General features: G+C 70.1%; 21 protein-coding genes. 10 read left to right on the top strand and 11 right to left on the bottom strand.

The genetic code is table 11. The annotated features are described in order from the left end of the window. Positions 1 to 158 precede the first annotated feature (158 nt). Both BSZ40_RS08990 and BSZ40_RS08985 read right to left on the bottom strand, forming a co-directional pair. Entirely contained in the window at positions 159 to 1,046 is an 888-nt protein-coding gene (locus tag BSZ40_RS08990) for a carbohydrate kinase family protein (RefSeq protein WP_073825455.1), read from the bottom strand. After that, positions 1,046 to 1,966, bottom strand: coding sequence for a pseudouridine-5'-phosphate glycosidase (locus BSZ40_RS08985; RefSeq protein ID WP_073825452.1), 921 nt, complete (start codon positions 1,964 to 1,966; stop codon positions 1,046 to 1,048). The genes BSZ40_RS08990 and BSZ40_RS08985 overlap by 1 nt, the downstream gene beginning before the upstream one ends. A 95-nt stretch (positions 1,967 to 2,061) precedes the next feature. Between BSZ40_RS08985 and BSZ40_RS08980 the strand changes: the two genes are divergently transcribed. Then, complete coding sequence (locus BSZ40_RS08980; RefSeq protein WP_073825450.1) at positions 2,062 to 2,973, top strand: LysR family transcriptional regulator; 912 nt, start codon at positions 2,062 to 2,064, stop codon at positions 2,971 to 2,973. A 137-nt stretch (positions 2,974 to 3,110) separates the two neighbouring features. Here BSZ40_RS08980 and BSZ40_RS08975 read toward each other — a convergent pair whose 3' ends face one another. Continuing rightward, positions 3,111 to 8,498 carry an SCO7613 C-terminal domain-containing membrane protein gene (locus BSZ40_RS08975; RefSeq protein ID WP_073825448.1) on the bottom strand — a complete coding sequence of 1,796 codons (5,388 nt, stop codon included), beginning with the start codon at positions 8,496 to 8,498 and terminating at the stop codon, positions 3,111 to 3,113. A gap of 302 nt (positions 8,499 to 8,800) precedes the next feature. Here BSZ40_RS08975 and BSZ40_RS08970 point away from each other — a divergent pair, with 302 nt between their 5' ends. The 7 genes from BSZ40_RS08970 to BSZ40_RS08950 all read left to right on the top strand — a co-directional run bounded on the left by BSZ40_RS08970 (position 8,801) and on the right by BSZ40_RS08950 (position 13,980). Further along, complete coding sequence (locus tag BSZ40_RS08970) at positions 8,801 to 9,886, top strand: TDT family transporter (RefSeq protein WP_073825445.1); 1,086 nt, start codon at positions 8,801 to 8,803, stop codon at positions 9,884 to 9,886. Between the two features lie 231 nt (positions 9,887 to 10,117). Then, entirely contained in the window at positions 10,118 to 11,449 is a 1,332-nt protein-coding gene (locus BSZ40_RS08965) for a calpain family cysteine peptidase (protein ID WP_073825442.1), read from the top strand. Then, positions 11,446 to 11,850, top strand: a complete 405-nt coding sequence (locus BSZ40_RS11655) for a hypothetical protein (protein ID WP_143180931.1) — start codon at positions 11,446 to 11,448, stop codon at positions 11,848 to 11,850. The genes BSZ40_RS08965 and BSZ40_RS11655 overlap by 4 nt, the downstream gene beginning before the upstream one ends. Positions 11,851 to 11,874: 24 nt before the next feature. Further along, positions 11,875 to 12,324 carry a hypothetical protein gene (locus BSZ40_RS11650; protein ID WP_143180930.1) on the top strand — a complete coding sequence of 150 codons (450 nt, stop codon included), beginning with the start codon at positions 11,875 to 11,877 and terminating at the stop codon, positions 12,322 to 12,324. A gap of 25 nt (positions 12,325 to 12,349) precedes the next feature. Beyond that, the gene (locus BSZ40_RS08960; protein ID WP_073825439.1) at positions 12,350 to 12,805 is read left to right on the top strand and encodes a hypothetical protein; all 456 of its coding nucleotides are present in this window, start codon (positions 12,350 to 12,352) and stop codon (positions 12,803 to 12,805) included. Between the two features lie 110 nt (positions 12,806 to 12,915). Further along, a complete protein-coding gene (locus BSZ40_RS08955) occupies positions 12,916 to 13,383 on the top strand; it encodes a hypothetical protein (RefSeq protein ID WP_073825436.1) in 468 nt (155 codons plus the stop codon). 93 nt (positions 13,384 to 13,476) lie between these two features. Next, a complete protein-coding gene (locus tag BSZ40_RS08950; RefSeq protein ID WP_073825433.1) occupies positions 13,477 to 13,980 on the top strand; it encodes a DUF2938 family protein in 504 nt (167 codons plus the stop codon). 91 nt (positions 13,981 to 14,071) lie between these two features. Here BSZ40_RS08950 and BSZ40_RS08945 read toward each other — a convergent pair whose 3' ends face one another. After that, positions 14,072 to 14,659 (bottom strand): helix-turn-helix domain-containing protein, encoded by a 588-nt coding sequence (locus BSZ40_RS08945; RefSeq protein ID WP_073825432.1) that lies wholly within the window; start codon positions 14,657 to 14,659, stop codon positions 14,072 to 14,074. 51 nt (positions 14,660 to 14,710) lie between these two features. Here BSZ40_RS08945 and BSZ40_RS08940 point away from each other — a divergent pair, with 51 nt between their 5' ends. Further along, entirely contained in the window at positions 14,711 to 15,124 is a 414-nt protein-coding gene (locus BSZ40_RS08940) for an ASCH domain-containing protein (RefSeq protein ID WP_073825429.1), read from the top strand. 28 nt (positions 15,125 to 15,152) lie between these two features. Here BSZ40_RS08940 and thrS read toward each other — a convergent pair whose 3' ends face one another. Both thrS and BSZ40_RS08930 read right to left on the bottom strand, forming a co-directional pair. Beyond that, complete coding sequence (gene thrS / locus BSZ40_RS08935; RefSeq protein ID WP_073825425.1) at positions 15,153 to 16,376, bottom strand: threonine--tRNA ligase; 1,224 nt, start codon at positions 16,374 to 16,376, stop codon at positions 15,153 to 15,155. Positions 16,377 to 16,538: 162 nt separating this feature from the next. Continuing rightward, positions 16,539 to 17,069 (bottom strand): GNAT family N-acetyltransferase, encoded by a 531-nt coding sequence (locus BSZ40_RS08930; RefSeq protein ID WP_073825422.1) that lies wholly within the window; start codon positions 17,067 to 17,069, stop codon positions 16,539 to 16,541. Positions 17,070 to 17,560: 491 nt separating this feature from the next. Here BSZ40_RS08930 and BSZ40_RS08925 point away from each other — a divergent pair, with 491 nt between their 5' ends. After that, positions 17,561 to 18,559: a hypothetical protein gene (locus BSZ40_RS08925; protein ID WP_073825419.1), complete on the top strand. Its 999-nt coding sequence runs from the start codon at positions 17,561 to 17,563 to the stop codon at positions 18,557 to 18,559. 50 nt (positions 18,560 to 18,609) lie between these two features. Here BSZ40_RS08925 and BSZ40_RS11645 read toward each other — a convergent pair whose 3' ends face one another. The 5 genes from BSZ40_RS11645 to BSZ40_RS08900 form a co-directional block, all read right to left on the bottom strand. Further along, positions 18,610 to 19,566 (bottom strand): hypothetical protein, encoded by a 957-nt coding sequence (locus tag BSZ40_RS11645; RefSeq protein ID WP_124853071.1) that lies wholly within the window; start codon positions 19,564 to 19,566, stop codon positions 18,610 to 18,612. Between the two features lie 50 nt (positions 19,567 to 19,616). Further along, positions 19,617 to 20,156: an Imm61 family immunity protein gene (locus BSZ40_RS08915; RefSeq protein ID WP_073825413.1), complete on the bottom strand. Its 540-nt coding sequence runs from the start codon at positions 20,154 to 20,156 to the stop codon at positions 19,617 to 19,619. 130 nt (positions 20,157 to 20,286) lie between these two features. Next, positions 20,287 to 21,318 (bottom strand): SMI1/KNR4 family protein, encoded by a 1,032-nt coding sequence (locus BSZ40_RS08910; protein ID WP_073825410.1) that lies wholly within the window; start codon positions 21,316 to 21,318, stop codon positions 20,287 to 20,289. A 94-nt stretch (positions 21,319 to 21,412) separates the two neighbouring features. Continuing rightward, entirely contained in the window at positions 21,413 to 21,877 is a 465-nt protein-coding gene (locus BSZ40_RS08905; RefSeq protein WP_073825408.1) for a hypothetical protein, read from the bottom strand. 99 nt (positions 21,878 to 21,976) lie between these two features. Then, the gene (locus BSZ40_RS08900) at positions 21,977 to 22,882 is read right to left on the bottom strand and encodes a hypothetical protein (RefSeq protein WP_073825406.1); all 906 of its coding nucleotides are present in this window, start codon (positions 22,880 to 22,882) and stop codon (positions 21,977 to 21,979) included. Positions 22,883 to 22,921: the final 39 nt, after the last annotated feature.

The following is a 22,921-nucleotide window of genomic DNA, read 5'->3' as shown; positions in this document are numbered from 1 at the left end:
GGCTGCCCCAGAGAATGCGCTCCCCTTCGCGCTGAGTGCCGCCGGGACTGGGCCGGGGCGCGCTGGGCGGTGGGTCCGCCTGCCGGGCAGCCTAGCAGACCGGCCCGCCGCCCTGGTGGCCCCGCCTGACAGTCGGCCCGCCGCCCCGCGCCCCCTGCTCAGTCCGCTGGTTCGGTCGCGCCGGGGCTGGTCAGAACCCGCCGGGCCAAGGCGTGGGCGGCCCGCACGTGCCCCGCCAGGTCCGTGTTGGCGGCCACCAGGCTGACCAGGAATCCGGCGTTGAAGGCGTCCCCGGCCCCGGTGAGATCCTTGATCTCGGCCAGCGGCTCGACAGGCACGGTGCAGACCAGCCCGGCGGCCGTGAGCACCCGGGTGGGTTGTGCCCCGTGGCGGGCCAGCAGCGTCGTGCCGGGTAGTTGCGCGAGAAGTGGGCCGGGGCCGTCGCCCGCCACCAGCGCCAGGCGCGCGGTCTCGTCGGCGTTGGCGGACAGGTAGTCGGGGGCGATGGCCCGCACCGTGTCGCAATACAGCGCCAAGCCGACCTTGTCGATGGTGTAGAGGCTGGAGGCGTCGAGGCTGACCTGGCCGCCGTGGGCGTGCACCTGGGCGGCGGCGTCCACGACGGCCTGCCGCGTGCCCGGCGTCTCGAACGAGTAGGCGGTCAGGTGCAGCACCCGCAGGTCCCGCAGCCAGGCCGCCTCGATCGGCCCGAGCGCGCCGCTGGCCCCCCGCGAGGGGAACATGTGCCGCTCCCCCGTCGGGTCGATCTGCACCACGATCGTGCCGGTGGCCAGGTCGGGGCGCACCTGATTGCGCACCTCGACTCCCCGCCGCTGGAGATCTTGCGTCAGGGCGTAGCCTGCGATGTCGTCGCCGACGCAGCCAATGAACCGGGTGGGGGTGCGCGGCCCGGCGAACGCGGCGACGTTGGCGGCCGAGCCGCCCCGCTGCAGATAGATGTCCGAGGCGGTGTCGGTGGCGGGCCGCACCGGCTCGCGCTGCCAGACCACGACATCCTGCACGATGTCGCCGACGACTCCCAGCATTACCGCTGCCGCTCGGCCAGGGCGCGGGAGACCTGCGCGGCCAGCGCGATGTTGTTGCGGTACAGGGCGACGTTGGCGTCCAGGCTGCGCCCGTCGGTGGCCACCCGCAGGTAATCCAGCAGGTAGGGCGTGATGGCCTGGCCGCTGATGCCGTCGCGGTCGGCGTCGGCCCAGGCGCGCTCCAGGATCTCGTCGAAGCCTTCGGTGTCGAGCTGGTCTTCCAGAGGCACCGGGTTGGCGAGGTTGATGCCGGCGGGCACGCCCAGGGCCCGCTGGGTGAGCAGGAGGTCGGCGGCCTGTTCGGGGGTGTCGACGCGCTGGTTGAGGGTGTAGCCGGAGTCCGCCACGTAGAAGCCCGGGTATTGCAGGGTGCGGTAGCCGACGACGGGCACGCTCAGGGTTTCGAAACGCTCCAGGGTGGCGCCGATGTCGAGGATGGCCTTGGCCCCGGAGGACACGAGAATGAAGGAGGTGCGGGCCAGCGCGATGAGGTCGGCTGATTCGTCGAAGGTGGTGGCGGCGCCGTGGTGGACCCCGCCCAGCCCGCCGGTGGCGAAGACGTCGATGCCTGCCCGGTGGGCGAGGAAGGCGGTGGCGGCGATGGTGGTGCCGGCGCTCAGGCCGTGCACGTGGGCGTAGGCCAGTTCGCGGATGGAGGCCTTCAGCAGGCCGTCCGTGCGGGACAGTTCCGCGATCTCGTCCGGGGAGAGCCCGACGACGAGTTCGCCGCGGAAGACCCCGATGGTGGCGGGCACGGCGCCGTGGGCGCGGGCCACTTCTTCGCCCGCGAGCGCGACCTCCAGGTTGCGGGGCCGCGGCAGGCCGTGGGTGAAGATGGTTGATTCGAGGGCGACGACTGGCTCGCCTGCCGCCAGGGCGGCCTGGACGGTGTCGCTGATCCGGATGGGGCTGTTGGTCATGACTGCACCTTCTGCTTGGAGAGTTTGTTTCCACCCTAGTGAGCGGCGCATGCGGGAACAATATGCATTGTGGCATCGTTCGATAGCCTTTTGTTATGGGTGAGGTGCTGACGAGTCGGGTAACGCTCCGCCAGTTGGAGGCGTTCGCAGCCGTCGCTGACGCGGGCAGTTTCACGGCGGGGGCCGCGCGGCTAGGACGTTCCCAGCCGACGGTGAGCAAAGAGGTGCAGGCCCTGGAGCGGACGCTGCGCCGCCAGCTGGTGGACCGCTCACCGCGGCGCACTGGCCTGACGGCGGCGGGCAGGCAGCTGCTGGCGCAGGTGCGCCGAGTGCTGGCCGAGGCCGCCGAGCTGGAGCGAGTCGCCGCCGCCCCCACCGCTCGCCAGGCGGTCCGGGTTCGCCTGGCCTGCACCCCGAGTGTTTCCAACCGGCTCTTGCCGGTTTTGTTGCAGCGGGTCGAGGGCGGCCTGCCGGGGCATGAGATTGTCGTCAAGGAGGTCGAGACCGGCGAGGTGGAGGACCTAGTGGAGCAGGGCCGGGTGGATTTGGGGTTGTGTCACTATCCCCGTCACACGCCGGCCACCCGCATCGACGTGCTCGGCGACGACGAGCTCGTGCTGGTGGGGCAACGCCCGGTCTTGGCCGCCATCACCGACCCGGGCGACCTGCGCGCCCTCAGCGCCACCCCGCTGCTGCTATGGCCGCGGGAAAATCATCCGGAGTACTTCGACTCGTTGGTCTCCGTGTGTCGCGCGCGGGGCTTGTCTCCCCTCATTCTGATCGGTGCGGACCGCCTGTCGGGCGCCCGCAGCTACCTGCTGACCCAGGGGCGCGCCGTGAGCATCGTGCCGCGGGACGCCGCGCCCGCCCTGGACTCGGCCCTGGCGAGCCTGCCGCTGGGGCCCGACGCGCGGGCACCGCTGGGAGCGATCCTGCCGACCGCGCCGCGCCGGGCGGCGCTCGCCATCGTCGAGCTGGTGCGCCAACTGCGTGCCCAGCCCAGTTAGCACCGGGCGGCAGCGCGCCGGGCTCACTAGCGCGGCGGTGCCCCGCGTGCCGCCGCGGCCAGAGCCGCCGCCCGGCCGTCGCGGCGACCTTCCCGCAGGGCACGCACCAGAGCCGCCGCCCGACCTTCGCACCATATCTACCGCAGGGCGCGCACCGCCTGTTCGAGGCGGCGAGCGTCACGCACGCGGGCTTCGTAGGTGGTGGCCACGGTAACCAGAATCACCCCGGCGATGGACAGCCACACCCACCACGGCACCACGAGGTCGGGCAGCGCGGTGTGCACCGCGAAGATGGCGTGCCCTAGGCCGACGAAGGTGCCGAGCAGCAGGGGTGCCTGCAGGCGCCGCCAGGCCCCGACCACGATCGCGCTCACCACGGCCCCGGTCACTAGCGCGATGCGCCACCCGGCGGGCTCCGCCATCTCGCACAGCCACGGCGCCACCAGCACGGTGACCAGGCCGAGGCTGAGCGGGGTCCAGCTGCGCAGCTGGGGATCGAGGTGCAGGAAGCGGGCGCCGAGGGCCACGGCGACCAGCCCAAAGGGCAGGAGGAAGGTTTCGGGCGGGGCGGTCAGCTGGAGGGAGACCAGGCGTCCGTACACCAGGAGGTTGGCCCCGACCGCGAGTCCCACCAGCAGGAGGCTGGCGGGCCACTGCTGCCATATCCGCTCCAGCCCGCTATGGACGGCCGACGACTCCGGCGCGGCGACCGCGGGGGCAGGCAGACCCGCCGCCGCGCTCGCTCCGTTCGGGCGGGCCCAACCGGGCGCAGAGGCGGGCGCTGGTCCCGCCAGCGCCTCACCGCCCCCGGCAACCGCCGGGTGGGTCGGCGACGGCAGCGGGCTGCCGGGACGCGGCAGACGGACCCTGTGGGCGTCGGCGAGCGCCAGGGCGGGCAGGCTGATGAGGGTCAAACCAACAAGCAGCTGGGCGGCGCGCAGCCCGACGGGGTGGATGGCACCGAGCGCGTGCGCCGCCGAGGCGGTGCCGAGCAGCACCACACAGCAGCCGAGCAGGACGCGGTGGACGAGCCCGCGGCGGAGCCGCACTCCCAGGTGGGGCTGCCACGCGAGTACGAGGAAGAGCAGCGCCAGCGGGATGGTGACCGCCAGGGCGGCCCACGGCAGCGCCTGCCCGCCCGCCAACCGTGGGGTGAGGGGGAACAGCAGCAACTCCAGCGGGTCGGTCGCGTGGTTCCAGTCGGCTCCCTGGTGCACGCTCAGCAGGCCACAGCCACTCAGCGTCGTCAGCACGGCCGTGCCCGCGGCCCCGGCACTCAGGCTCCGCTGGGCCGCGCCGTCGGCGGACCCGGGGCGCCAGAGACCCGCCCCCACCACTAGCCCGCCGACGACGACAATGCCGAGCAACCAGGAAACCGGCACGTCCCGCCCGCTGAGCGTCAGGAGCGCCAAGCAGCTAAGGGGCGCGGCCGCGGCGTAGCGGGGCGCGTCACGTCTGACGGCGGCGGGGGCGCCCCGGTCAGCCAGGAGTCCGAGCGTCAAGGCGAGCAGCAGGCCAGCGGCCGCCATCCCGAGGAGGGGGAAAGTGGCGGCGGGCAGCTGCCAGGTCAGCAGGAGCGCCCCGCCCAGGCCGAGTAGCACCAAGACGAGGCGGAGGCCGCGCACTGCTTGACCTGCCCAGCGCGGCCCAGCAAAGAGCACCAGGTTGCCGACAACCGCCAGCAGTAGCAGGGCCGTGCCCACGTGGTCTTCGCGCACCTGCCCGAGCGCCAGGGCGAGGGCGGGCAGGCAGGCGGTGGTGGCGGCCGCGACGGGCAGCAGGGGCGGGCGGGTGGCCCGGAACCGGACCGCGAGTGCCCCCAGGACCAGGGCCAGCCCTCCGGCGAGTCCCAGCGGCCACCACAGGCTGCGGCCCCCGACGGGGAGCACGGCTAGGGCTGTCCAAGCGGCGGGCGGCACCGTGGCGGCCAGGAACAGCTGGTCGCGGCCGCTGGCGCGCCACAGCCCGACGGCGAGCAGGGCGGCGGCCAGCAACAGGAGCCCCACCAACAGCCCAGTGGGAGAGGTCAGGCTCCGCCACTGGCCGACCGTCACGCCCAGGGCGAGCGTCAGGGAGAGGCCCGGCAGGATGGTGCGGAGTCCACCCCAAGCGGCGGGCGTCGTCGAACGCGGTGGCCTGGCCGCGGCCAGGGTTTGCGACCGGGAGGTGAGCAGGCCGACGAGGGCCAGGCCGCAGGCGGCCCCCGCCGCGAGGACGGGGTGGGACGCGGCGGGCACAGTGGTGAGCACTGCCCCGGCCCAGACCAGTGCGAGCGTCAGCTCCAGGATTGGGCGGCTGGCGCCGGGCAGGCGCCGCAGGGGCGCAAACGCGGCCGCCGTCGCGCCTGCTAGCAGCGCTGCAACAACCCCGGCAGGCAGCTCCAGGACGGCGAGGAGGCGGGCGCTACTCACGCTAGTCAGGACGCTGCCGGTCAAGCTGAGGGCCAGGCAGGTGACCAGCGCCCGCCCGCGGACATTCACCCAGCTGCCGACGAGCGCGGCCAGGACGGAGGCGAGGGTGGCGGCCGCGGTCAGCGCGGGGGTGGCCCGCCAACCGGTGCTGCCCAGGGCGCTGCCCACCAGCAGGGCGAAAGCACCGCTGGTGAGCGCCGCGAGGGTGAGGCTGCCGGGCAGGGTGCGGGACCAGGCCCGGGTGGTCAGCGCCCCGGCCCCGATCAGGCCCGCCAGCACTGTGGGCAACGTGAGCAGCAGGGGCCACGGCTCGTTTACGTGGGTGTAGAGCAGCTGTCCGCCGCCCCAGCCCGCCACTATCCCGGCAAGCCAGGCGGTGGGGGCGCCGACGGGCAGGGCGGGCAGCAGGGTCAGGCCCAGCAGGCACAGGGTGGCGACGAGCGCCAGCAGGCTGGCGGTGTGCAGCCCCAACAGGTGGGGGCGCGTGGCGGCGACCGTGAACGCCAGGAGGCTGCCTGCCACCAGGGCCAGGGTCAAGCAGTTGGCCAGCAGCAGGACGGGGGCCGGGGCGCGGCGCACGCCCACCAGGACAACGGCCGCCACTAGGGCCGCCAGGGCCGCCACTAGTGTCAGCCGGTCGGCCTGCGGCACCGGGGCGTGGGCCCAGACATCGGACAAGCCGACGAGGTCAAAGGCGTGGCTGACGGTCAGCAGCGCGGCCGCGGGCACGTTCGCCAGGTGCAGGGCCCGCAGGGCGGGGCCTGCCGACGACCGGGTGGCCTGGCGGCGCGCGGCCAACGTCAGCCCGAGCAGGCCCAGCAGGGCCAGCCCGCCGGTGGCCAACAGCGCGGGGGCGTCGCCGGTGCTCGGCGGCAGGGCCCGCAGCCCGAGCAGGGCCGTCAGGTAGGTCAGGACGGTGCCGCCCGCCGCCAGGGCGAGCCTGTCTTGCGGGTGGGCGGTCTGCAGGCGGGCGGGTGCGTAGGCCGCCAGGACAATGAAGCCACTAACCGCCACCGCCAGCAGGTTCTCCCAGTAGCTGGGGGCAGACTGTGCCGCCACGACATGGATCGCCACCAGCAGCGTCGCCACCGCCGCGCCCACCAGGCCGAACGGGCAGCGGTGCCCATACGCCGTCGAGATCCGCCAAACCGCGAGCAGCAGCAGGCAGGCGGCCAAGACCAGGCCGGTCGCCGAACCGAAGGGGGCGCTCACGGCGAGGACGAGACCGACCGCCGCCAAGGCAATATCACTCGCCAGGACCCGGGCGGCCGGGCCGCCGCTCCGGCGCGCCCGGGCACCGAGCGCCAGGGCCAGCAGCGCGCAGGCCAACAGCGTCAGGCGGGCGGCGAGGCCGGGCAGAGCGTAGACGGCCAGGATCAGCCCACCGAGCGCCAGCCCGTAGGCGAACCAGCCACGCCACACCGGGGCCGGGCGGCCCCACCACCGGTCGACGGCGACCAGGGCGGCGGCGATCCCCACCAGGGTCAGCCCGTAACCAATCGTCCCCCAGTGGGCGGCGCCCAGGCCCGCCAGCCGCCCATCCACCAGCTTGACTAAGCCCGGCAGAGGACCGACCAGGAAGAAGCCAGCGCTGCCCAGGGCGAGCAGCAGGTGGCCGACCTCGCTCACCCCCCAGCCTGGCTCTGCCCCCGCAGGCGCGGCGCCGCGTGCGCGCTGCACCGTGGACCCCGGCAAGATCAACCCGCTGACAGGCAAGGCCAGGACGACTCCCCCGAGCCAATCGGGCAGTTCCGGCAGACGGGCCAGCCACGCCCAGCCGCTCAGCCACAGCAGCGCTGCCAACCCCACCCCGGTGAAGGAGAGCACGGTCCGCCCGTCGAACTGCACGGTGCCCTCAGTCTCCCGGTCGGCCAACACCCGCGCCAGGTACCAGTGGGCGGCGCCCAACAACAGCAGCCCCGGCCCGAAGACGACGGCGTCGGCGGGCACCCGCCCCCAGGCGGTCACGGCCAGCAACGCGGTGCTCAGTTGCGCCGAGACGCTCAAAAGTGGCGCCGCCAGAGACGCGGACGTGGCGGGCACCCGCCACGCAACCCCGGCCACTACCAGCGCGGCAACGGTGGGGGTGAGGGACGGCAGGTCCGCGCCCACCCCGACCAGCCCAATACCGAACAACACCAGGCCCGCGGGCAGCAGCGCCGGGGCAACCAACCGCGGGGTGCGCAGCTGGGAGCGGCGCGCCCAGCCGTAGCATCCCCCGGCGACGACGAGCAGGGCGGCACCCCAGTAGACCGCGCGGATCACGGCACCCAGCCCCAGGAGGTTAAGGGTCCGCACCGCCCAGGCGTCTAACCCCACCAGGATGAGCCCCAACACCGCCAGGCCCTCCCCGGAAGCTGCCAACCGGCGCCGCTGCAGCGCCTCGGCTCCCGCGAGGGTGCCCACCGTGACGGTTGCAGTGATGAGCGCCTTAATGGGCAACGTGTAAGTGACGAACGCGAAGGTTAAGAAGACCACGGCGGCCACCGCCAGGAAGGTGATCCCCGTGATCAGCAGCAGGTTTTGCGGACTGAAGTGCCGCGGCGCCGCACCAGACGCTGCCTGGCCCGCCGGAACCTCGACGCCCGTCGGTTCCGGGATCCCGGCCGCCACCGACGCCGAGTCCGTCGGCAACGGCCAGTCCGCCCCACTGCCGATGGCATCCGCCGGCTCCGCGGGCAGCAGCAGGGCCTCGCCATCGGCGGGTGGGGCGGGCAGTTCCTGCAGCTCCCACGGCTCGTCCGGCCCTGCCTGCGAGACGGGGGTCTGCGCGGGCAGCACGGGAGCCGCCACCGGCAGACCGGCAGGTGGGGTCAGCCACTCGGGCGGGGTCGCTGCGCCCGGCGGGACGGCCGCCTCCGCCGCGAGACGTTCCCGGTTGGCTTGCTGATGCAGGCGCTGCAGGATCCCGGAGCGCTCGTCGAGGAGGTCGGCAGCCTGGAGCGACAGACGCAGCACCTGGTGCAACTGCTGGTCGTGCAGGTTAATGCCGCAGACGGAACAGGTGGCGATATCAACGGCCGTGGCGAAACAGTATGGGCACTGCGTGCGCGAACGCAGAGCGGCAGTATCGCTGGGAAACTTGGCGCGCACCGTCGCCGGATTGTGATCCATGCTCTTCCTTCCGTCCTCGCCGACCCCCACCCTAGCTAGTTCCTGCTAGTTCATAGCAGTTATCCACAGTTCAGGCGGCAGACCGGACCGCTAGCTTGAAGTTACCTGAACCCCCGCGGGGAGAAGCGCCCCAACCCGCCCCGGAATTTCCCCGACCAGCACCCCACTCGCGGGCCCGCCACGCCCCCTCCCCCCGGGTCGGCGAGCAAAGCAGCCCAGCCCCCACCACCCCGACCGCGCCCCCTCCCCCGGGCCGGCGGGCAAAGTTGGCGAGCGGGAGAACCCCGCGCCAGGATGGGGCCGTGACTTTCCTGGCTTCCCCGACGCATGAGATCCCCGCCCGCCCCCCGCTACCACCGCCCGGGCCGGTGTGGTTCCCCAGCGTCATGGGCACCGGCATCCTGGCGACGCTGCTGCAGCTGCACGCCGGGCGCCTGCCGGGGGCGGGCGGCGCGGCCGTGGTCGCCCTGGCGGTGGCCTGGGGCCTGCTGCTGTTCCTCACCACCGCCTTCGCCGCCCGCAGCGTGGCGCGGCCGTCGTCGTTCGTCGCGACGCTGCGGCAGCCCGCCCTCGTGCCCTTCTGGGGCACGGTAGCGATGGGGATCCTCGCGGTTGGCTCCGCCACCGCCACCGTCCTGCCCGCCCACTTTCCCGCGCTCGCGGACTGGGCGTGGCGGGTCGACCGCGCCCTGTGGCTGACCGGCACCGCCATCGGGGTGGTGGCCGCCCTCGGGTTCGGGGTGCGGTTGGTGGGCACCGAGCTGGGGCGGCCGACGACGGGCTGGGGCCTAGCCGTCGTCGGCCCCATGGTCTCGGCCACCACCGGCGCCCTGCTGGTCCCCCACGTGCCCGCCTCCCAAGCCCCGTACTTCTGGTGCGCGGCGGCACTGTGCTTTTGCCTGTCCCTGTTCCTGGGGCTGGTGGTTTTCGCGTACGCCTACCACCACCATTGGCGGGTGGCGCCCGTGCCGCTGGTGGCGGCGTGCTCGTCCTGGATTCCGCTCGGCATGGTGGGCCAGTCCACCGCCGCCGTCCAGGCGCTCGCGGGCCAGGGCGCGGCCCTGACGACCCCGCCGCTCGGGGCGGCGCTGGCCCACCTGGCCAACTGGTACGGCTGGGGCATGTTCGCCCTCAGCATCCCGCTGGTGGCGTGGGCCAGCCTGGTGACGGTGCGCGGTTTTGCCCGCGGCATGCCGTTCACGCCCGGGTGGTGGGCGCTCACGTTCCCCATCGGCACGCTCGCGCTCGGCGCCACATTCCTCGCGGTCGGCACCGGCCTGCCGGCCCTCACGTGGCTGGGGGCGGCCGTGACGGTGGTGTTGACGGGCACCGTTTCCTTCTGCTTGGTGGCCAGCGGGATGGCGATCTGGCGCGCCTGGCACCGCTAGGGCGAAACACGGCCACCCACCACAGCTCGACGTCCTGCGTGTGGCACCCCTGGCGCCGCTAGGCGAAACCGGGAGCTGATTTGCGGGGCGCGGGCGCGGCCAGTGGCGTAGATTGGCCGCCAGGAGGCTAGCCACATGGACGACAAGCAGTGTCTCGCCCTCGATACCGAGGAACTGCAGCGGATGTTCAACTACAGCTCGGCCGGGTTCAACTAAATACCGGGGCGGGGAATGGGCATCTTGACAGCGGCATTGGTTGCGGTGCCGGGCGACGCCGATGCCGTGCTGGCGTTGGCCGCGCAGCTGCGGGAGCGGGCAAGGGAAAGCGCTGGGGCCGGGACAGACATTTATCAGGCCGTGCGGACAGCGCCGACATGGCAGGGGCAGTCGCAGTGGGCTTTCGCCGACGCTGCCGATCTGGCAATCAAGGATGTCAACGAGCTGACCGACGGCCTGGAGAGTGGAGCGCAGGCCCTGGAATCCTTCGGGTGGGAGATTCGGGCGGCCAAGAACCGAGTCGCCGACCTGAGACTGAGTGCCGAAAAGGCGGAGGCTTCGTATTGGGAGCACGGCCTGCAGCTCCGGGCCGGGCTGGTGGCGCAAATGTTTCAATCCGCCAACCTGCTGCGAAACGCCTCGGCCGAGATTGTCGAGACGCTGGCGCAGCGTGGCCGCGAGTGCGCGGCGGTGCTCTGCCAGGCCCTACACACCGAGCCGGTGGTGACGCGAGACGGCGAGAACATTGCCGAGCTCAGGCCGCTGGATGACAGACTCATTAAGCAGGCGCTGGCCGAGCTGGACCACATCGATTACCGCCGGATGAAGCAGCAGGACATCGGGGATTGCTACTTTCTGGCCGCCGTGATGGCGGTGGCGTCCACCGAGAACGGCCAGCAGTTGCTACGCGACAGCGTGCGCCCCCGCTACGACGCCGACGGGCGAGTTACGGGCTTCTACGTGCGGCTCTTTACGAACCCGCTGGCCCCCAACCCGGAGGGCAGCCGCGAGGTGTACGTCGAGTCGGTCTACACGCACGGGGCGAGCGCGGACACCTCCGCCCTCTTCGCGATCCTGGAGTCCGCCTACGGGCAGAGCGATCCCTACGGCGTGGCGAGCACCCTCCTCGGCGGGATCGAGGAAGGCACTACCGGCCAGGGATTGGAGATAATCACCGGACATGGCGGCACCTCGCTGCGTGGACACAACGGCATTGTCGACTGGGGCCCGGCCTACGATCCCGCGGAACGCGCCCAGATCATCCACGCACTGCGCTCTGGACAACCGGTGGTCACCGAGACCTACAGCGGCAACTGGTTAGAGTACGACGCAGGAAAAGCGGTAGCACAGGCTCAATTCGCCCACGGCGGCGAGAAGGTCGAGATCGCCCAAAAACACGTCTACATGGTGGAAGCCGCAGATGAAAAAGGAATCACACTGCGAAATCCCTGGGGATACAATATTCACCCCTCAACCCAAACAAAAACAGCTGCCTCATTTACTTTGACCTGGGAAGAATACTCGCGCCTATTCGCGAGTACACAAATAGGAACAATGCAACCATGAGAAAAATAACAGCTCTTAGCTTACTTATCACTGCAACAGTCTTCCTAAGTTCATGTGCCGCCGAAGAGTTCGCTGACGAAGAGATCGTCGCTTGCAAAAACGGCGATACCTTCCCCGCATCACCCAACACCGTAACCACCATATATAAATCAATACAACTAAACTGCAGCGGGGTTTATGACACTGATAGAGGTCTGGCATCAAAGATTAGCGTACACCCAGAACATGGTGAGTCGGCATGGGCAGAGCTGGCCGTCGGCGAGAGTTTCACCGTGGAGAATATCGGGAAGTTCACCTTGATTCGCGCCCGGGAAGAACCGAATCTCCCCTTCTTCCTCTCCTCGTCGGATAGCGTCGGCATCTGCTTCGAACCCGACCCCGACTTCACCTACGAACCTTAACTAAAAAGTCAGAAACTCGGCACGATGACAGGCACAATCCTCGCGCAGTCGAACAAGTTACCATCGCCCCAGCCGAAAGCTTTCTTCCTAGCCGCAGCAATCACTCTGCTGCTCACCTTGATAGGCTGCGCCGCCGAAGAGTTCGCCAACAAGGAGACAGCCTCCTGTGAACAGGGTGACATAATCTCAATCACCCCAAATACGCAGGCCAGACTCGCACCGGACGTCCACCTGAGATGTAGCGGGGTACGCGAAACTGCAGGCGGCCCAACCTCGAAAATACGGGTAGTCCCGAGCAGCGGACAGGGAGCACTATCAGAGCTGGCCGTGGGCGAGAGTTTCACCGTGGAGAATATCGGGAAGTTCACCTTGATTCGCGCCCGGGAAGAACCGGATCTTCCTTTCTTCCTCTCCTCGTCGGATAGCGTCGGCATCTGCTTCGAACCCGCCCCTGGCTTCACCTCCGAACCGTAACCAAACGAGCCATCACCCCGACACAATGATAGACACAATCCTCGCGCAGTCGAACAAGTTGCCATCGCCCCAGCCGAAAGCCTTCTTCCTAGCCGCAGCAATCACTCTGCTACTCACCTTGACAGCCTGTGCCGCCGAAGAGTTCGCTGACGAAGAAAAAGCAGCCTGCAATGACGGACACATATTCTCAGTCTCGTCCAATGATCCACCCGAGAACATATTTAACAAGCTGCAACTGAAATGCAGAGAGGTTCAAGATGCCGAGAAAGGCCTAACTTCCACAATTACCATATTTGCAGAAGGCAGCGATCTAAGCCAACAGGCGGAACTGGCAGTCGGGGAGAGCTTCACCATGGAGAACATCGGGAGATTCACCCTGATTCGCGCCCGGGAAGAACCGGACTTCGTATTCTTCCGCTCGCCATCGGACAACGTGTCTGTCTGCTTCGAACCCGCCCCCGACTTCACCTACGAGCCTTAAGGCTGCGGCACCAGGAGGGGAGACGTCGTGCGGCCGGAGGGCAACGTCGTCGTCCACCGGGACAGCTAAAGTAGCTACTCACACCCACTCAAACCAGCAGGGATACCACCGTGAGTTCTACCTGGCAGATAGACCCCACCACGTTGCAGCCGGTGATTCTGGACCCGGCGGGATTCCGGGCGGAGTTTCGCGCCGATCCGTACCTGCCCGTTATTGAAGCCCTGTGGGGCGGCCGGGCCGCGGAGGCACTAGCCCACCTAGAGCCGCAGGACGCGTCCTTCCGCGCGCGGGTGTTGCGGGCGGAATGCCTGGCGGCGAGCGGTAACACTCCGCAAGCCGAGCAAATGCTGCTCGCTCTGCTGCGGGAGGAGGCGGGCAGCCCGCGCGAAGCCGTACTCCGCCAGCACTACGGCAAGCTCTTGTTTCGTGCCGCCCGCTACCGGCAGGCACTCACCGAGTTCCGCCACGCCCTGCGGTTGCGGCAGCAAGCCCAGGCGCCACCCGACCAGCTCGCCTCCTCCCGCCTGGCGGTGGAGCGCACCACCGAGCTGCTGGCCACCGCCCGCCCCACCGACTAGCCAGCCCTCAGCCTTTTGCTGCGCCAGCAACTGGCCTTGCCCGCGACCGCCCAGGCGTGGCGTCCTGGCGGGACAACAACAGGAAGGACTCCCATGCTGGGCACAAAACAGGTATTCCAGGCGGCGGCAATCGGCGTCGGCGCCACCGCAGTCATGGACGGTGCGGCGGCGGTGCTGCGGCGCACCGTCGGTTGGCGTTCGCTCGACTACGCGCTGGTCGGCCGGTGGCTTGGGCACCTGCCCGCCGGACGCTGGTACCACCGCGACATTCGCGCCGCCGAACCGGTGACACGAGAGCGCGAACTCGGCTGGGCCGCCCACTACGCCATCGGCGCGGGCTTCGCTGTAGCCTTCGCGGCGGCCCGGCCCAGCTGGCTGACGCGCCCAAGTCTGGGGCCCGCCGTCGCCTACGGCGCGGCCACCGTGGCGGCCCCCTGGCTAGTTATGCAGCCGGCGTTCGGTATGGGGGTGGCGGCCGCCCGCACACCCCAGCCGACGCAGGCCCGCCTGCACAGCCTGCGCACCCACGCTACCTACGGGGTCGGCTTGTGGCTCGCGGCGCGCGCCGCAGCCGCCTGGCGGGCGCGGAGGCGCTAACTATTCCGAGCCGATCGGCGGGGGACTTGTCCGCAGCCGCCTGGCGGGCGCGCTGCTGTGGGCGGCCTGCCCGCACCACACACTGACATCGTCACGGGCCGACGGGCGGCGGGACGTCGTCGGCGGCCGCCGGGGAAGCCAAGTGGATGCGCTGCCCGGACCGCGACAGCAGACTCAACACCTCCACCGTCCCGGCCCCCGTCGACCCAAACCAGTGCGGGATGGCCGTGTTGAACTCTGCCGCCTGCCCCGCCGCCAGGCGCAGGTCCTGCTCGCCCAGGACCAGCCGCAACGTCCCGGCCAGCACATACAACCATTCGAAACCCGGGTGGCTGCGGGGACGCGGGCGGCAGTGCGCGGCCGGAATGACGAGCTTGATGGCCTGCTGCGGCCGCTGGACGGCCGACAGCGGAATAACCACCACCCCGTTGCGCAACCGCGGCTTGGGGAAAACTCGCGGGTCTGCCACGGGTGGGGCCGCCACTAGTTCGTCCAGGGGCAGGCGGTAGCAGCGTGACAGGGACAGCAGCAGTTCCAGGGTCGGCCGCCGTCGGCCCGCCTCCAGCCGCGACAGGGTCGACACGTTAACTCCGGTCGCGGCGCTGACGGCCGCCAAGGTCATGCCCCGCTCCTGCCTGATCAAGCGCAGGTGCGGCCCCACGTGGGTCAGGTCTTCCATGGCTGCAGTCTGCCCAGAAAACCTGGACGCTCGGCCTGCTAGCCTGAGCCCATGCTACCCCCGGACGAGGTCGCGGCCCTACCGCGCGGCGAATACGCACTGCCCGGCCCGCTGCGTGACCGCCTGGTCGCCGCGATCCTGACCGGTAAGAAGACCACCACCTCGTCCCTGGCGGCGGAGTACTCACTTACGCACACTCCCTTGCCGCGTCCCGGCGACCGGGAGGTTGTCGTCGATTCGGCAGGCCAGCCGGTGTGCGTCACCGAGAACGAACAGGTCGAGATCCGCCCCCTGGGGCAGGTCACGACCGCGCACGCGCTCGGCGAGGGCGAGGGCTTCGCGAACGTGGCCGAGTGGCGCGCCGCCCACGTGGAGTTCTGGCAGTCACTGGCCACCGAGCCCGTGCCGCTGGACGACGACACCGACGTGGTGTGCGTCCGTTTCCGCGTCGTGCAACGCCTGTAGCGGCGGGCCGGGCCTCGCCCGGCCGAGCTCACCAGCGGAGTGGCTGGCGGTGCTGGTAGGCGGCGGCCGCGCCCGCCACCAGCTCAGACACCGGGATTTCCTGCCGCCGCTGCCCGCTGACCTGGACGGTGCCAGCGTCCACCTCCCGCTGGCCCACCACCACCTGCAGGCTGGCGCGCCGCTGCCGCCCGGCCCGGATGCGCCCGCCCAGGGTGCCAACGAAGCTACCCTCCGCGCGCAGCCCCGCGGCCCGCAGCTGCTCGACGATGCTACGCGCCGCGGCGTCCTGCTCCTCACTCACCGGCAACACCAGCACCTGGAGGGGCGCCAGCCAGAACGGCAAACGTCCCTGATAGCGCTCCAGCAAGGCAGCAACGACGCGTTCCATCGCCCCGACGGTGCCCCGATGAATCATGACGACGCGCTGGCGCGAACCGTCGGCGGCCTGGTAGCCCAAGTCGAATCGCTCGGGCTGATTGAAATCGAGCTGGATGGTGGCGATGGTGCTCTCCCGCCCGGCCGCGTCCCGCACCTGCAAATCGAGCTTCGGGCCATAGAAGGCGGCCTCACCGGACGCGCGGCGCAACGCTAGCCCCGCCCCCGGCAAGACCTCCGCGGCAGCCGCCGCGAGCGCCGCCTGACTCGCCTCCCACTGGTTGGCGCTGCCGAGCCAGGCGCCGGAGTCGTCGCGCAGGGACAGGCGCACGTAGTCAACGTCCAGCCCCAACACCCGCTGCGCGTGCAGCGCTGACCGCAGGGCCCGCGCGGCCTCCTGCTGCACCTGGTCTGGACGGCAGAACACGTGGGTGTCGTCGAGACTGATCTGACGCACCCGCCCGAGCCCGCCGACAACCCCGGACCGCTCGGCCCGAAACATGGGGGCCAACTCGTTGAGCCGCACCGGCAGGTCACGGTAGGAGTGCTGCCGGGCCGCGTACACCAAGGCGTGGTGGGGGCAGTTGGCGGGCCGCAAGACCAGTTGCTCCCCGCCGAGTTCTAGGGGCGGGAACATGTCAGCGGCGAATTTGGCCCAGTGCCCGGAGCGCTCATACAGCTCCCGCTTGCCGAGAGCCGGGGTGTAGACGTCCTCGCAGCCGTCGGCGTGCGCGATTTCCTTAGCCAGGCGCTGCAGTTCGGTGCGGATCGCCGCCCCCGCTGGCAGCCACAGTGGCAGGCCCGCGCCCACGAGCGGGTGGGAGGCGAAGACGGCGAGGTCGTGGTTGAGGTCTTGGTGCGAGAGCGGGTTTTCCATGGGTTTGTCCAATGTGTGGGGAGCGAGACGGGCCCAGAAAAACGTGTGGCCCCGGATCGCTCCGGGGCCGATAAGAAATGCGCGCAGCCTATGCCACGCGGGCGCCGGAGGGCTCCGGCGGCGTCGTGAACTGGGGGCTGCGCATGGGGGCAGGCTACCAGCTCAGTTGTCGTCCCGCAGGCGTGCGAGCTTCACCGAGTCCCAGCGGCGGCCATCCCACAGGCGGGCCTGCGGGATGCGGGCGCACTCGGTGAAGCCGACCCGCTGGGCGCTGCGCACCATGCGCTCGTTGCCGCCCCACGTGGTCAGGGTCAACACGTGGGCGTTCGTTTGCGCGAACGTCTCCTGCGCCCACTGCGCCAGGGCCTGCCCGCCCAGGCCCTGCCCCCACCAGGCCGGGTCGTAGATAACGATGCCCAACTCCCACCAGCCGCCCCCGACGGGGTCTTCCTCGTAGCGACTAACCATGCCGATGGGCTGATCATCGACCACGATGAGACGTTGGTTTTCCCGCGGCAGGCTGTCGACGAACTGGGCGACGTACTCGTCGCGGGCGATGGGCTGGCCGTGATCGAAGTAGGGACCGTCCCACCGGCGCCACTGCGCCTGCGGGCTGCCGTGAATCCAGTGCCACAGGAAGTCGGCGTCAGCGGCGGTCAGGGGGCGCAGGCTCACGGAGGCGGGGGTCGGCATTGGCCCATGCTAACGGCTGCGGCGTGCAAGTGGCCGCCCGGGGCGGGCCACGCGACGAGCCAGACATGGGGTCGCGGTCCGTGTTGTTCCCAGTTGTCACCAGTGCGGTCTCATCTCGGCTGGAGCCGAGATGGCCCCGGCCTGGTGACAACTGGCGACAGGAAGGCCGGAGCCGGGGCCCCGTCAGGACCAGAGTGGCGGATCGTGGTAGCGGGCCGGGCCTGCGCGCTGCCCCGTGTTGTTCCCAGTTGTCACCAGCGCGGTCTCATCTCGGCTGGAGCCGAGATGGCCCCGGCCTGGTGACAACTGGCGACGGACGGGCACGGTATGGGTTGTGCGGACGTCAGGCAGGCGTCAGGCAGGCGTCAGGCGGGCACGGTGCGGGCCGATCCGCGCGGTACCCTCCGCCCGGAAGACTCCAGCCACTTGCCTCGCCAATCGGTCCCACGCCGAGCTTTCCCGGCGTCGCCCCCGGTGCCACAATCGCCAACATGGACCTGCAGGCCACCGAGATTCCCGTCGCCGCCCCCACGCTGTGCTGGTTGGGCAACCGCCTCTTCAGCGTCAACCCGTGGCGGCAGTTGTGGCCGTCCCTCGCCCCGGCCCCGAGTCGGCAAGGCAACGCACCCGGTGGCGACTGGGCGGTGTCTTCCCCGCAGGGCGACTGGGTGGCGGTCGTGGAATCGGTAGGCACGCGCGGCTGGCTGCTGGACGCCGACGGCAACGTGCACCGCGAGCTGACCCGCGACAGTTATCACGCCGAGGCCTACCGCTACCCGATCACCCTTTTCACACTCCCCGACGGCCGCACCGGCCTGGCCCACTGCCCCGAACTGTATTGCCGTCTGGAGATCGAGGTCGCGCAGACCGGCGAACGGTTGACCGCCTCATCGGAGCGGGCGCCTCGGGACATCTTCCACTCGCGATTGAGCGTGGATCCCTCGGGCCGCTGGCTGGTCTCGGCAGGCTGGCTGTGGCATCCCTGGAATGTGGTGTTTCTCTACGACATCGCTACCGCCCTGGCTGACCCGCGCCACCTGGACGGGTTTGGGCTCGCAGATGATTCGACTCGCTCGATGCTGCAGGCCGAACAGTCGGCGGCGTGCATCGTTGGCAACGACCTGTTTGTGGCCACCTCCAACGAGGAGCCCGACGCGGAGGAAGAAACCCCGGTCCTGCAGGCGCGTTCTCTGAACGCTTGCTCCCTGCATGACCACACGTGGCGCTGGCACCGCCAGTTGCCGCTGCTCGCCGGGGACCTCCTACCGTTCGCGGGCGGGGTGCTGGCCCTCTACGATCATCCTCGCCTGTACTCGGCCACCGGCGAGCTGCTGCACGACTGGCCAGACCTACCGACAGGCGAGGCGGTGTTCTCGATCGTGTGGCACAGACACTTCTCTGGCTTGGCCCGCGTAACAGTCAACCCCACAGGCGACAAGTTCGCCTACACCGACGGCCACCGAGTGGTCGTAGTGCAGACCACGAACTGACGCGGCGCCTCCGTCTAGTCAGTCGGACGCCCTGCCCAGCACCCAGACAGTTACCAGGCCCAGGCAGCAGCCGCTGGGATGAGAGATGGGTCCAAGGGACGCACGGCGGGCCCAGTAGCCGCAGGCACGGCCACTATGGCCGTCCACTTATCCCTTGGATCCGGGGATTTGCCAGGAAGGCCCGCCACCACCGTGCTTTCGTTCCGTTCGGTGACGTGGGAGTCGATCAGCAGAATGCTGCCGAGCGGCGAGGTGGCGTAGACGTGCGCCAGGCAGGCACGCAGATCACCATCCGCCGTGGTCCCCTCATAGGGCAGCGCCAGGAAGCTGACTTCTTGGCCATTTTCATCTGTTTCTTCGACAGGCCATACCAACGCTGCCGCCACGATCTGGCCTGCACGCCGCATGAGGCAGGAGCGGGATGGGTCGTAGCTGCCTGGTTGGTCGGCGGCAAAGTCTGGCTCCCACTGGTGCCGTAGGCTTGCGGAATCCGCCGGAGACCAGGCCGCGTGTTGGGCGCAGTAGTACTCAACGGCTGCCTCAAGGATTGCTTCCCTATCGATAGCGTAGATGGATTCAGTTGCGGCGGCGTGCCTGCGACCCCAAGCCTGCCCAGCCGCATCTACGACGTGCCGCCACGGCGGCATAAGTTGTTCGATGACGGCCCCGCACTGTCGCGCCGCTGCCAGTCCGACAGTGTCGTCTGCAGTGAGTTTCAAATGTAGTGGTCTTGTCGAAACCTGGGCTTGGGCAGCCAGCAGGGCCCGCCGGAGCGCCAACTCGTCACTTGGTTCCAGACCAGTGTTCACCTCAAGCACACAAGTTCGTGACAGGGGATGGACCGAGTTGTCGATACCCCGGCAGTGACCGAGCACCTGACCGGTGGGAGTGACAGCGACCAGCGAGCGCCGGTTTCCTCCGGAGTGCCACTGGTCAACCAGTACATCCAGACCGCAGGCTCGTTGCTTGTCGTCCGCGCGGGCCGACCGCACCGTAAAAGTGATCACAGTTGCCGCATCTTAGTCCGCCTCCACGTCGGGCAAGCCACCGACCTCACCTACCGGCGCAGGTACTGAGTCAGCAGCGGGGCCGCGTCGGCGGCCAGGTAGGACTCCACCAGCTGCGCGACCGGTAGGTCCGCCAGGTGCGAGTACTTCACGATGCGCATGCTGCGCCCACCCGATTCGCGCATCTGTAGCGGGATGACGCTGCCGTCGGGGCGGCGCAGCGAATACTCCCGCGTCCCCAACTCCTCCAGCGCGTAACCGGAGCGCACCTGGTCGCGCAGATAAGGGATCAGCAGCTCCGGCAGGCGGCGGGCCATCCGGTAGTTGCCGCCAACGAGGTAGATCAGCCAGCGTTCGGCCGCCTCCAGGTCCGGGCTCACGAGGTCGACGAAGGTCTTGTCGTCGTTGCGGGAACTCTGCCCCACCTGGAACTGTCCGTCTACACGCAGCAGGTGGTAGTGGAACTCGCCGAGGGAGTAGTGGAAGGTGTGGCCGTCTTGGGTGGGCGAGCCGGAGAAACCCGCGCCGTCGATTTCGTCCTCGTCAATGCGTAACTGCAACAGCAGCGGGTTTAGTGCAAAGCTTGCCATGTCTGCAAAGCTCCGTTCTCTACGAGGTTTTGGGCGCTAAGTACCTTGCCGTCCGGATCGAGGAACTGGACCTGGATGCCACCACCGCGGCCACCCCCAAACCGGCTCTGCTGCCCGCCCCAGGCCCGGCCTACGTCGGCAGGGCGAAGGCCTCGCGCTCGGGCGGGAAGGCGACCCGGAAGTAGGCCACCCGTTCGGGCCGCCAAGCGATCGTCAATCGCTGGCCCCAAGCCCCGGCCAGGGCGGCGGCGAAAACCTGGCAGGTGCGTTCCGGCTGGTAGGTCAGGAAGTGGAAGTCGGTGTCGGTGCGGCCGAGGCGGGTCTGGCTGAGCTGCCCGAGGTCGGCTAGCTCGGCGGCGGTGCGCTGCGGGTCGGTGGGGCCGTAGATGAAGTCGTCGCGCAGCGTGCCGTTGGGGTGGCGGCACTGGGCCGCTTCCGCGGGGTTGAGGTCCTTCACGTGCACCACCACCTCGCACAGTCCGCCCTCCGGTTCGAGGTCTAGCAGGCCATCGACGCGGGCGTACGCCTGGGGGGTGGTGGCCATCCACTCGATGAACTCGGTGCCGAGCCCCCGCAGCACCGTTTCGCCGTCGCCACGCCACGGCTCGTCCCAGAACGGCGGGACGGGCTCTTTCAGTTCCGGGTAGCGGTCGCGCAGGGCCGCGATTATCACGGGGTCGTCCAGTTCGACGACGCCGCCCGCCACCTCCGTGTCTAGCTCCCCGAGGGGGCCGCGCCGCGTGCCGCAGGCCGCCCCGACGAGGGTGTCTGAGAGCACGAGTCCCGCCAGCCACTGGCTGAGAGTGGCGGGCGGGGCTTCCATGCCTTCCAGCAGACAGATGGGGTCCTCCCCGGGTGGGGACCACAGCCGCCACACGTCCTGGTTTTCGGTCCACACCAGCACGTTGTCGCCGTCACGCACGATGGTGTCGGGGCGGCCGGGGATGTCTTGGACTTCCTGCAGGCGGTGCCCGACGAGTTCCAGCCATTCCCGCAGCACCCCGGGCAGGGGGCAGCCGAGCCGGGTTTGCAGGGCGGTGATTTCGTCGGGGGTGCAGCCGTGTTCGGCCATGAGCGGTTCGGCGTGCCAGTCCAGGGCGCGCCGCAGGGGGCGCCAGCGGGGGGACAGCAGCAGTTCGTCTTGCCGAGCAGAAGTCGTCATCGGTGCCCCTTCGTTGGCGTGGCCGCATGGCAGGCCGCCGATGCGGTGGGAACCTTTCCACGCTAACGCCTCGGCGCACGTTGCGGGCCCGGACTTACCTTGGGCTTTCCTGGATTTTTATTCCGGCCTGCAGCTGCTGGACGAGCTTGTCCAGGGCCCGCAGGACGTCGGCGCGGTGCTTGGCCGCCTTGATCCAGGCGGGCAGGCGGCTGGCCCACTGCAGGTGTCCCGGCGGTTGGGTGCGTTCCTGGGCGCCGACGTAGGCACGCAGTTCGGCCAGGTGGTCGCCGTTTAGGGCCCACAGCCAGCCGTGCCGGGTGCGGGTGGCCAGCCACAGCGGCAGGCCGAAGACGTAGTCCAATGGCGGGTCGTGCCGGAAGGGGTCGCCGGGGAGGAACTCGGCGACGACGTCGCCCTCCCACCGGCAGACCTCGCACCGCACGGGCAGGCGCCGCACTGCCTGCCGCCCGGTCACCAGCTGGCTGGCTTCCAACCAGGTGCGGCAGTTCCCGCAGCGACGCTTGCCGACCAGGCGGCCGGGTCCCTGCCAGTCGGTCACGGCCAGGCCACACCGCGCGCGGGGAGAACGGAAGCACCTCGGGGCCCATGCGGGCCGTCGTAGGCCGCCCGCGTCGGCTACACGTGCCCGCCCCGGCCGCTAGCGGGATTTCCGCTCGCCCCAGCCTTGTCCGTAGCGCGGGTGGGAGAGCAACCTGTCGGCGAGCTTGTCCAAGGCCCGCAGGACCTCGGCGCGGTGCTTGGCCGCCTTGATCCAGGCGGGCAGGCGGCTGGCCCAATGCACGTTGCCGGGCGGCAGTTGACGTACCTGGGCGCCGACGTAGGCGCGCAGCTTGGCCAGGTGGTCGCCGTTTAGGGCCCACAACCAACCGTGCCGGGTATGGGTGGCCAGCCACAGCGGCAGGCCGAACAAGTAGTCCAATGGCGGGTCGTGCCGGAAGGGGTCGCCGGGCACGAACTCGGCCTCGGCCTGCCCGTCCCACCGACAACCCTCGCACCGCACCGGCAGGTGCCGCTGACGCGGCGGGCCCGCCAAGGTGCGACGCGCCGTCAGCCACTGCCCGCAAGCGGCACAGCGGCGCCGCACCTCCAGGCAGCCAGGCCCCTGCCAGCGCTCGGCCCGCCAGCCGCACTGCAGGCACCCGAACGGTGCGGCTGGCTCGCTGAAGAGCGCTCCCCGCTGGCCCGCAGGCCACACCGTCCCGGGTGCCTGGCAGCGCGGGCAGCAAACGAGCACCGGGGTGAAACCGTAGATCCAGTTGTTGCGCGCGAAGTGGCGGCGCGCAACCGGGCCGGTGAGGGCCGCTGCGGGCGCTCGCTCCAGCAGGGTTCGCGCCCGCGCCGCGTAGCGGGGATCATCCAGCAGCGGCCACAGCAACTCGCGTGCCTCCTCGTGACCCCGAAACTGCGCCAGCCACAGCGCCGCCTCCGGGTCGCGGTGGGGGCCAAGCAGATAGGGGTAGAGGTATTTGTCCCCGGTAAAGCCGCCCCGCTGGTAAGCGTCCGCGGCTTCCTGGGCGGAAAACGGCGGCAGCTCAGGAGACATGCAGGCAATCATAACGGTGGCGCCGGGCGCGTTGTTAGG

It is taken from the genome of Buchananella hordeovulneris (genome assembly GCF_001907235.1).
GTDB lineage: Bacteria > Actinomycetota > Actinomycetes > Actinomycetales > Actinomycetaceae > Buchananella > Buchananella hordeovulneris.
The sequence above is the reverse complement of the archived record's forward strand: the minus strand, read 5'-3'. Positions and strand labels throughout refer to the sequence as shown.